This is a genomic window from Mesorhizobium sp. (assembly GCF_041661565.1).
GTDB lineage: Bacteria > Pseudomonadota > Alphaproteobacteria > Rhizobiales > Rhizobiaceae > Mesorhizobium.
Genome location: NZ_JBAZUD010000062.1, coordinates 20499 through 28950 on the forward strand (window position 1 = coordinate 20499; position 8452 = coordinate 28950).

Genomic DNA, 8452 nt, shown 5'->3' on the forward strand with positions numbered 1-8452 from the left:
TTTCGTACAGAGCCGCGACCGGAAGGAACATTCCCGCCTTGCTGGCATTCTGAATGCCATCGCAGGACAGGAGACATCCATGACCCGAGTGCCTCAGGACAAGCAACGAATCGAACGCGCGACCCGCGAGTCGCAAACGATCATCGCCCTGGAGCGGGAGGCACGCGAAGCCAAGACGGCGCGTCTCAGGGAGCAGAGGCTGTCTCAACCGGCCGTGACGGCCAAGTCCGGCATGTCGGCGCTCAAGTCCGGTGGCCGCAAAGCAGCGCGAAAGCCCATGGACGTCAAATGAGGTTGTCGGCGAGGCTGTACTCGAAAACGCTGCCTTCCTTTTCATCGACCACCCTGAACCAGTGGTTCTGCAAGGCCCGGGTCGAAACCTCCTTGCCGGTGATCTTCTGCAAGGCTTCGAGGGCGGTGTCGCCGCTTGCGACATGCGACGCCGAAAGACCGTCACCGTCCATTTCGTCGATCTGAAAGCGTGGCATGGCGTTCTCCTTTCCTGTGCAAACTTCGCGAGACCGTCCCGGTTCCTGAGCAGGAGCGCGCTTTCGCGAATTTGTTGGCGCGCCCGGAACCAATTTCCCCGCATCGCAATTCTAAGGCGACGCCGAATGGCGTCTCGACCGATCTCGATGCCCCACGACACCCCGGAGGAAAGTTGCCGCAATGAACAAGGTTCTTTTCGTTGCCGCTGATTTCCTGTCCCGCCCGCCGGGCTTCTACGTCATGGTTCTGGCCATGGTGGTCTGCACCGCCCTGGTGCCGTTCGGCATGACCAACGCGGTGACCTACGCCCTGTCCGTCGCCGCCATCATCATCACCGGCGTCGTGCTGATCCAGGGATACCGGGACACGGCCGCGATCCATGCCAAGCTCGATGAGATCATCGTCGGGCTCAACCAGACCCGCAACGACGTCGTCGGGCTGGAGCATGCCGATCCCAAGGAGATCAAGGAAAAGCTGGTCGAGTTGGAGGAAGAAGCGGCGCAAGCCCTCGCGGGTCGGGAATAGGAGCACGGACCGGCCGTTCTCGTCCGCGAACGGCAGGCTATTTGGGCACGATCCAGTCGATCACGACCCAGTTCGTGGCGTCGGGATCGATTTCATCCGGTTCGGGCTCACGCGCCAACATGCGTTCGCGCTGACGAAACTCCCGTTCGACGATACGTTGTTCGACGACCGATTTTCGGAATGCGCTCCGAACTCTCTCGAGTTCGAGGGCTGCTATCCAATCGCCTGTATGGTCCCTTGCCATTTCAGCCTCCGCATTGCGGCGGGAGCACCTGAGTTGGCTTCCAAGCGTCCGTGTGCCATGCAAGGCGGACGACGGGAAAAATGTACGCTTTCGTACAGAAATAGCCAGGCAAATCACGGGAACGTGAATACCTCAATGGTCGTAACGTTCAACGATTCTGCAGGCACGCCGTGAAACGGACGGCCGGCCAAGTGCGAACAGAGCGGTTCTATCGTTAGCCGGCGGATTTCTCCGCGCATCCCTGGGATCCAGCACTCGTGGTGCATATGTCGGTTTTGTACCAAGTATCCTTTGGTACGATTTCAACACTAACGTTCGGTCCGATCTTTCCGTATGCGAACGGGTTGGGGGACGCCGTGCAACGAATTCCTGAAAGCATTCATAGGTTTCTTAAGTCAGGGTCTCCATATACGGCCGATCGTCGGCACGTTGTTACGGGCGCGGACGGCTGGGAGACCGAATGGCTCTTGCCCTCACTTGGGCCGCGCCATGTCTGATCCCCAACAAACCCATCCATACCGAAACGAGTTGCTGAGGCGCATGGCCGCCGACGATCTCGCCTTGCTCGCACCGTTCATGCAGCATTGCGACCTGCCGCTGCGCATGATGCTGGTGACACCCGGTGTTCCGATCGAAGCGGTTTATTTCGTCGAGCAGGGTATCGCCTCCGTTGTCGCGAGAACCGCGAGCAGCCAGGAGGCCGAGATCGGATTCATCGGCTTCGAGGGCATGACCGGGTCCGCGCTGGTGATGGGCGACGACCGCTCGGTGCATGCCTGTTATGTGCAGCTTGCCGGCAGGGCCATCCGCGTCGAATCCGGCCCTTTCAATACCGCGCTGGCGGCCAGTTCAAGCTTGCGGCCGTTCCTGCTGCGCTTCGTCAACAGCCTGCAAACCCAGACGGGCTGCACCGCCCTGGTCAATGCCCGCCTGAAGCTCGAGGAGCGGCTGGCGCGCTGGCTGCTCATGTGCGACGACCGCGTGCCCGGTGAGCGGCTGACCATAACGCATGAATTCCTGGCCATCATGCTCGGCGTGCGGCGGCCGGGCGTCACCGTCGGCCTGCAGTTGCTTGAAGGCCGATCGCTCATCCGCGCGCGGCGCGGCGAGATCGTCATTCGCAACCGCGCCGGCCTGGTCGAACTGGCCAATGGCAGCTATGGCGAACCGGAAGCCGAATATGCCAGGCTGATCGGCGAACCCGGGCCGAATGACGCCTCACACCGCGTTGTCCATCCTGCCGTTGTGACCGCCCGGTAATCCGGCGGCGCCCCTCTTCAGAGGTCGCCCGCCAGGACCTCCTCCGCGACAAGGTCACCGCTAGCGCCTCGCGCGCGCCGCCGCTTTCGCCACCTGCTCGGCCGGCGGCCCAGGCTCTGCCGGGGTCCGACCGACCGGCATCCCGGCATGCTCCAGGCTGGCCAGCTTGCATCGCGTCTGTTCCGCCGCCGCGCCCACAAGGCAGTCTATGGTGAACATGGCTCCGGCATGGTCGCTGTCCGCAACCGCCTGGCGGATCTTGCTCAGTTGAGCGTGTATGTCGTCCAGAAGCTCGAGCAGATCGGTCTGTTCCAAACCACCCTCCATCGCATGATGTCGAGAGGCCTACGCGGCTCGCTCTTCGACCCGAAATACGCGCATTTGCCAGGCTTGCCTAGCCGGATTGTCGAAAACGTACAATTTCGACACCCGTCCCCGGCGGCGCTCACAATACCCGAACATCGTTCTCGCCAGGTTTTCCCGACTGACCGTATAAGAAACTAAGCCAGCAAAGAGAACCGTGGTGGCCGAACACGAACCGAACGCGGATTGAGATCTTTCAGGCGGAAAACCATCGTTTGCGAAGCAACGACAAACCAATCCCAAAAGAGATCATAATCTCTCGGGTTATACGGCAAACGCCAACTTCGCCTTCGCCACAGCGTTCCATCATCGGAGCGTAAAATTTCTGGGAACCACTGCGCAAATCCAAAGTTGCTCCATCGGTTCGCAATCAAGCGGCAAAAGGAGAAGCGACATGGTGAGAATTCTTGCAGCGGCAATCTTGACCCTCGGCCTCGCGGGCGGCGCCATGGCGCAGAGCTCCGGCACAGGCAATGGCGGCGGCACCGACAGCGGCGCCCAGGGTGGCACGACCAATGGCGGCGCGGCTGCCGGCGACACCAACAGCGGCAGCAACGCCTCCGGTGGCACCGCGACGGGGACGCAGACCGACCAATCGGGCGCTGCGGACAAGTGCAAGACGGGCGCCAACGGCACGACCACCACGACCGATCCGGCGACGACCAAGCAGGACGCCAAGAACTGCCCGTGACGTCTATTCCCAGGGATTCATGTCCCATGGGGTCAGCGGAGCCCCGGCCTTGTGCCGGGGTTCTTGCTTTGGTGGAACAGGGTTCTTGCTTTGGTGGAAAAGCGTTAGCGTTGCCGCTTTGCAGAATATGCGAAATCGAAGGTTCGCAGTATTAGCGAGAGCAAGTACGCTGGGCTTTCAGCCGTCGCGGCAATTGACCCGATGCCTGCTAGTCCACCTGAGGCGTCGCGATAATGAGAGGACGGCCAGACTGCCAGGCCGCCCGTCCGATGCATAATACTCAATGCCCGCTAATCCGCTGCTATCAGCAACGGCCTTGGCAACATCCGGGATCGCCGATCGACTTACGACGCCTTTGAGGCCGGGATCGCGACGATGTTGGAAAGCTTCTGCCGCTTTTCGAGAACCGGCTTTTCGTAGGTCTTTTTCATCTGATGTCCCCAAGCCCTGATTGGCAATCCACATGGCACCGCCAGCAATATCCTGTCAATCCGAACAGGAAACCGCATCGATACCGGCAGACACAGTTCCCAGACGGGCAAACCCGCCGTCACGACGGACGGCGGCAAGCACGACGGAGAACTCTATTCTATGACTGCTGCGAAAGCGGCACCGCCGCCGTCACGATGGACAGCTTCTGGCGCTTGTCGAGTGTCGGCTTCTGGTAGGTCTTCTTCATGACTATCCTCATCAATCAACTGCGCGCCACGAGTCACAGTCGGCACCCGGTTTGTCAAGGCCGGGTCCGGAACCGACTGTGGAATCACGAGGGCTAGGACGCGGAGGCTGCCGCCTCGGTTACGCCATGGTGTTGCCCGCTCAACTCAACGCGATCACCGGACACAGGTACCCGCTTGGTTTCGGGTCGAACCGACATCAGTCGAGCAGTCGACCCCTCACCGCGCCATCATCATCCCATAGTGCACCGCCAGCAGGTCCAGCCCGACCTTCAGCAGTTTCGTCACCACGTCCCGGCCCTCGCCGGACTTTTCCGAGACACCCTTGACCGAGTCCCCCGCGCAGCAGACGTGGCGCACCACGGCCACCACCTCCCAGTGGCCGAGCGCCCTGGTGGCGGCGGCGTGGGCGCGGCCGGCGTCGAGCACGCTGTCGGCGATGCCGCCGCCCTGGCGGCCGCCGTCGACGCGTTCGGTCCAGCGCATCGGCTTGACGCCGGCCTGGTGGCTGCGCTGGAAATCAAGGCGGTAGCGCAGCCCCGCCTCGCGCTGCTGGCCGCTCAGCGAGGTGATGCCGAGCAGCGGGTCGACATTGCGCACCCGCACGATGCCGCCGGTCGAGGTAAAGCCGTCATTCGACACCTCGTAGACCCGCCGCGCCTCCAGCGTGCCGGCGGCCAGCCGCTTGCGGCCGAACGCGTCGTCCTTCAGCGCGAAATCATGGCCGATCTCGCGACGGATGCGCACCTGCTCGGCCTCGCCCTTGGGCAATTTGGGGGCTTGCGGTTTGGCGGCTTTGGCTTTCCTGGGCATGGGTCGCTCCTTCGGGTTGGGGGATTGAGTGTGTGGCCTTGCAGGACCTGGGTTCCTCGCCCCCGCAAAGCGGGGGAGAGGTGGCTCGGGCGAAGCCCGAGACGGAGCGGGGGCAGCGCCGCGGTCGATGAGATGGCGAAACGAGGGATGGATCGCCTTCAGCCGGCTATGACGTCACGCAGGGTGTCCCCCTCTCCGTCCCGGCTACGCCGGGCCACCTCTCCCCCACTGTGTGGGGGCGAGGAACCCAGGACTTGTGAGGCCGCCCGGCGCGCGATCAGTTCGCGCATCACCCGCCGCTCGCGCACCTCGATGCAGAGCTGGGCGCTGGACGGGCAGAACTGGGCGTTGCCGGCCTTCACCTCGCCGCGCACGAAGCGCTGGATGGCCGCCTGCAGGTCGCCGAGCTCGGCATCCCTGACGGCGCCGAGATAGCCGCGCATCTGCATCTCGACGTCAGTCAGCGCCGATTGCGGGAAGCATGAGAACATCGCCGCCAGCGCCTTCGTCGCCTGCTGCAATTCGGCTGCGGTCATGATTGGCGATCTCCTCGATGATGGTGTTGGCGGCGTCGGTATGGGTTTTCGGCCTGTGCCAGCCGGATGGCCGTTTCGGACCGCGCTGCGATGAACCCCGCACATTTTCCCCGGACAAGCCGTCGGGCTTTTCCCGGGACAAAGCGGAAGCTTTTTCATTCTGGTTTCTGGAGTCTGGAAAATGCCGCGGCAAAACACCGGCATTTGCCGCCGCACGCGCCTTTGTTTTCAAGGCCGTGGCCGCCCCGCCGCGTGCGCCGGCGGCCGCCCTGGCTTCGCTTTTGCCGCTGGCCTTGCGCAACTCCCGGGTCAGCCGCTTGTGGCCGATCTCGCCCTCCTCGCGCTCGAAGAAGGGCATGAGGTCGTCGCTGATTGCGCGCCACTTCTTCAGCGACAGACGTGCCACGCGCGCCAGCCTGGCGTCGTCGTCGGGCAGCCGCCCGCCGGCGTTCCACATGGCCATCAGCAGCAGCATGTAGGCGCCGATCTGCTCGGTGGAGAGCTGCAGCGTGTCGCCGATGAAATCGGAAACATAGAGCTGCATGAAGGGCCGCTCGCTCATCGCGCGCTGCCCCTGCGCCAACCGTTTTGAATGGAACCAGCGCCGGATTTCGACGTTTTGACGCGTCCGTGACAGGGAGAGATTTGCCGATGACAGCCTTCATGCCGATTACGCTGCGATTTTGCGACAACCGGACCATGCTGGTCAGTTCGGTGGCCGAGGCCGCAAAGGCGCTTGGCCATCAATGGCCCGACAAGACCGCGCCCGACTATGTCGAGGCGGCCCGGCTGGTGTCGCTCGCGGTGGACGGCACCTGCAGCCAGCGCATCGCCTTCGACGCGCTGAAAAAGGCTGCCGGGCAACAGAACATCCTGCTCGCCAGGCCGAAAAGCCGCGCCCATGAATGGCTGGACGCGGTCGCCAGCCCCTGACGGTGGCAAGCCGGCTGAAACAAGGCTGCAACCACCGGCCGGGATGGCGCGTTTAGCGTTGGAACGACAGCTGCCCGCGAGGTGGCAGCGGAGGTGAAGGCCATGGGTACGATGAAGATCGGAATGCCGGTCAAGGTAAAATTCGATGGACAGGTCGAGGAGATCGACAGCGTCAACGATGCCGCCGATTTCCTGCAGCGCTGGCCGGTCGAGCGGCGCGGCCACGTGTATCGCAGCGCGCTCAATGCCTGCAGCGCGGCGATCACCGCGCAGGTTTCCGAATCCGACGCCATGAAGGCCTTCACCGGCTTCGCCCGCGTCACCGGCATTCTGGTGACGGAAGGCGGCGCGGCGATGATGCCTGAGGCAGGGGCTGTGCAAAGCCGCATGCCCGACCCTGGCCGTCATGTGCCGAAATAAAGTGGCGGCGTTCCGGTTTCCTGTTTGGTTCATGTCGGATCCTCCCGGCCCCTCTTGCGTGCTGTGACGGTGACGCCCGTCCTCTCGCGGCGCCTTCGCGCCGTAAGGTTCGGGTGAGGAGTCAGCCCGGCTTTGCCTCGAACACGCGGCGCTGGAAGCGGGCCTGGTGGTAGGCGCAGTAGCTTTTCAGCGCCCTCGTGCGCATCCCGCAGCACAGCATGTCGGCGCCCGGGGCCGGAGCGTCGTTCTCCGCGTCGCCTTCCAGCGTCAGGTCGAGCGGCGCGCGGCAGCGGCCGAACAGGCAGTCGATGAAGCGCATCGCCACGCCCTGCGGCTGACGGCCGATGGGCTCGCGCCGTGGCTCCGGCACCTCCAGGCGATAGGCTTGCCCGTCGGCGATCAGCACGCCCGCTTCGCGCACGAACCGGCGCGGCGGCATCCGGGCCGGCGTTGGCTCCTGCCCGCAGGCGACCTTGCATGGACGGGCGCAGTTTGCGGCGTCGGTCCTGCCTTCAGCTGACTTGCCTTCGACCTGGCCGCTGGCCGGCTTTCGCGCCGCCCTTTCGCTTGCCGCGCGCATGGCGACGGCGGGCACGGCGCGGCCATTGGCAAAGCCGATCGCGCCCAGCATGGCGTTGCGGTGGACGATGCCGATGATGGCATTGCGCGAGACCGGACCGCCGCGCAGCGCGCTGACCTTCGCCGCGATCCTCGAGGCGGACAGCCCCTCCTTCAGCCAGCGGGCGATCTCCTGCAATTCGACGTCGGTATAGCCTGGCATCTGCGGCCTCCTTCCATGGTTGCGCATTCGGCCCGCGCGAGAGGTCGCGCGCCGTCGGCAAAGCGTCGGTGTTCGGCCCACCGGGCCGCCTACGGTGCTGTCTGTTTCGAGACCGGCGGGGGCCGGTCCTTCAGCCTCGGTCGGGCTGCTCGCGCCGACCCGGCGGTTCAGCGCCGCGCGAAAGAAGCGCCTCTGTCGCGGGCGGAAACCACCCTGCCCGTCATCCGGTCGAGCAGGATGACGGTGCCGTCCTGGGTGCCGACGCACGAGCGCTCCGGCAGTCCGGCCGCGAACAAGGGAGGCCGGTGGAAAGGGGGGCCGGAGCCGAGGGGAGCAGCGGCTCCGGCCGTTCCGGTCGCAGCCGAAGCGCGGACCGGACCCAAGGCCGATGCATGGCAGCACGAGGCCTCGGGCTTCGCCCCGGCCGGGGAGGAGGACGGCCGGGACGGAAGGGAATGGGTGGCGGTCAAGGCCGCCTCGTGGGCCTCATGCAAGGCCGGCGCTAAGGCGCCATTGGGTGTGGACACGTTCTGCATGTCTGGATATAAGCATAACTCAAATAATGATGCAAGCCATTCTTTCATAGACGAGAGCCGCTTTCATCGCTCACATGGGCGCCATGGCAAGAACGGAACTGTCGATCAAGGTCGGTGCGGCGATCCGCCAGGCGCGCAAGCAGCGCGGCCTGGTCATGCGCCACATTGCCGAGCACAACGACAC

The 8452-nt window shown here is 64.3% G+C and carries 13 protein-coding genes; 6 read left to right on the forward strand and 7 right to left on the reverse strand.

Going from position 1 to position 8452, the window contains the following annotated elements; genetic code table 11:
- Positions 1-79 precede the first annotated feature (79 nt).
- Positions 80-292, forward strand: coding sequence for a hypothetical protein (locus WC739_RS13130; protein ID WP_372953462.1), 213 nt, complete (start codon positions 80-82; stop codon positions 290-292).
- Here WC739_RS13130 and WC739_RS13135 read toward each other — a convergent pair.
- Positions 285-488, reverse strand: coding sequence for a hypothetical protein (locus tag WC739_RS13135; protein ID WP_372953463.1), 204 nt, complete (start codon positions 486-488; stop codon positions 285-287). The two genes, WC739_RS13130 and WC739_RS13135, sit on opposite strands and share 8 nt — an antisense overlap.
- 181 nt (positions 489-669) lie before the next feature.
- Between WC739_RS13135 and WC739_RS13140 the strand changes: the two genes are divergently transcribed.
- Positions 670-1014, forward strand: coding sequence for a low affinity iron permease family protein (locus tag WC739_RS13140; protein WP_372953464.1), 345 nt, complete (start codon positions 670-672; stop codon positions 1012-1014).
- 37 nt (positions 1015-1051) lie between these two features.
- On the opposite strand, the gene WC739_RS13145 is transcribed toward WC739_RS13140, so the two are convergent.
- Positions 1052-1258 carry a hypothetical protein gene (locus tag WC739_RS13145; protein ID WP_372953465.1) on the reverse strand — a complete coding sequence of 69 codons (207 nt, stop codon included), beginning with the start codon at positions 1256-1258 and terminating at the stop codon, positions 1052-1054.
- 489 nt (positions 1259-1747) lie between these two features.
- Between WC739_RS13145 and WC739_RS13150 the strand changes: the two genes are divergently transcribed.
- The gene (locus WC739_RS13150; protein WP_372953466.1) at positions 1748-2518 is read left to right on the forward strand and encodes a Crp/Fnr family transcriptional regulator; all 771 of its coding nucleotides are present in this window, start codon (positions 1748-1750) and stop codon (positions 2516-2518) included.
- A 60-nt stretch (positions 2519-2578) separates the two neighbouring features.
- On the opposite strand, the gene WC739_RS13155 is transcribed toward WC739_RS13150, so the two are convergent.
- Positions 2579-2833, reverse strand: coding sequence for a hypothetical protein (locus tag WC739_RS13155; protein WP_372953467.1), 255 nt, complete (start codon positions 2831-2833; stop codon positions 2579-2581).
- A 442-nt stretch (positions 2834-3275) separates the two neighbouring features.
- Between WC739_RS13155 and WC739_RS13160 the strand changes: the two genes are divergently transcribed.
- The gene (locus tag WC739_RS13160) at positions 3276-3572 is read left to right on the forward strand and encodes a hypothetical protein (protein ID WP_372953468.1); all 297 of its coding nucleotides are present in this window, start codon (positions 3276-3278) and stop codon (positions 3570-3572) included.
- An 896-nt stretch (positions 3573-4468) separates the two neighbouring features.
- On the opposite strand, the gene WC739_RS13165 is transcribed toward WC739_RS13160, so the two are convergent.
- From WC739_RS13165 to WC739_RS13175, 3 genes are all read right to left on the reverse strand, one after another.
- Entirely contained in the window at positions 4469-5062 is a 594-nt protein-coding gene (locus WC739_RS13165) for a DUF6456 domain-containing protein (RefSeq protein ID WP_372953469.1), read from the reverse strand.
- Between the two features lie 158 nt (positions 5063-5220).
- Entirely contained in the window at positions 5221-5553 is a 333-nt protein-coding gene (locus tag WC739_RS13170) for a hypothetical protein (RefSeq protein ID WP_372953470.1), read from the reverse strand.
- Positions 5519-6160 carry a YdaU family protein gene (locus tag WC739_RS13175; protein WP_372953471.1) on the reverse strand — a complete coding sequence of 214 codons (642 nt, stop codon included), beginning with the start codon at positions 6158-6160 and terminating at the stop codon, positions 5519-5521. Before WC739_RS13175 ends, WC739_RS13170 begins: the two co-directional genes overlap by 35 nt.
- 89 nt (positions 6161-6249) lie before the next feature.
- On the opposite strand from WC739_RS13175, the gene WC739_RS13180 reads away from it, so the two are divergent.
- Complete coding sequence (locus WC739_RS13180) at positions 6250-6531, forward strand: DUF982 domain-containing protein (RefSeq protein WP_372953472.1); 282 nt, start codon at positions 6250-6252, stop codon at positions 6529-6531.
- A 102-nt stretch (positions 6532-6633) separates the two neighbouring features.
- Positions 6634-6951 (forward strand): DUF982 domain-containing protein, encoded by a 318-nt coding sequence (locus WC739_RS13185; RefSeq protein WP_372953473.1) that lies wholly within the window; start codon positions 6634-6636, stop codon positions 6949-6951.
- A 121-nt stretch (positions 6952-7072) separates the two neighbouring features.
- On the opposite strand, the gene WC739_RS13190 is transcribed toward WC739_RS13185, so the two are convergent.
- Positions 7073-7732 (reverse strand): GcrA family cell cycle regulator, encoded by a 660-nt coding sequence (locus WC739_RS13190; protein ID WP_372953474.1) that lies wholly within the window; start codon positions 7730-7732, stop codon positions 7073-7075.
- Positions 7733-8452: the final 720 nt, after the last annotated feature.

Coding starts and splice junctions, on each gene's coding strand:
- WC739_RS13145 (WP_372953465.1), bottom strand. CDS start 1,258: ATGGCAAGGGACCATACAGGCGATTGGATAGCAGCCCTCGAACTCGAG.
- WC739_RS13160 (WP_372953468.1), top strand. CDS start 3,276: ATGGTGAGAATTCTTGCAGCGGCAATCTTGACCCTCGGCCTCGCGGGC.
- WC739_RS13135 (WP_372953463.1), bottom strand. CDS start 488: ATGCCACGCTTTCAGATCGACGAAATGGACGGTGACGGTCTTTCGGCG.
- WC739_RS13165 (WP_372953469.1), bottom strand. CDS start 5,062: ATGCCCAGGAAAGCCAAAGCCGCCAAACCGCAAGCCCCCAAATTGCCC.
- WC739_RS13130 (WP_372953462.1), top strand. CDS start 80: ATGACCCGAGTGCCTCAGGACAAGCAACGAATCGAACGCGCGACCCGC.
- WC739_RS13170 (WP_372953470.1), bottom strand. CDS start 5,553: ATGTTCTCATGCTTCCCGCAATCGGCGCTGACTGACGTCGAGATGCAG.
- WC739_RS13150 (WP_372953466.1), top strand. CDS start 1,748: ATGTCTGATCCCCAACAAACCCATCCATACCGAAACGAGTTGCTGAGG.
- WC739_RS13140 (WP_372953464.1), top strand. CDS start 670: ATGAACAAGGTTCTTTTCGTTGCCGCTGATTTCCTGTCCCGCCCGCCG.
- WC739_RS13175 (WP_372953471.1), bottom strand. CDS start 6,160: ATGAGCGAGCGGCCCTTCATGCAGCTCTATGTTTCCGATTTCATCGGC.
- WC739_RS13190 (WP_372953474.1), bottom strand. CDS start 7,732: ATGCCAGGCTATACCGACGTCGAATTGCAGGAGATCGCCCGCTGGCTG.
- WC739_RS13185 (WP_372953473.1), top strand. CDS start 6,634: ATGGGTACGATGAAGATCGGAATGCCGGTCAAGGTAAAATTCGATGGA.
- WC739_RS13180 (WP_372953472.1), top strand. CDS start 6,250: ATGACAGCCTTCATGCCGATTACGCTGCGATTTTGCGACAACCGGACC.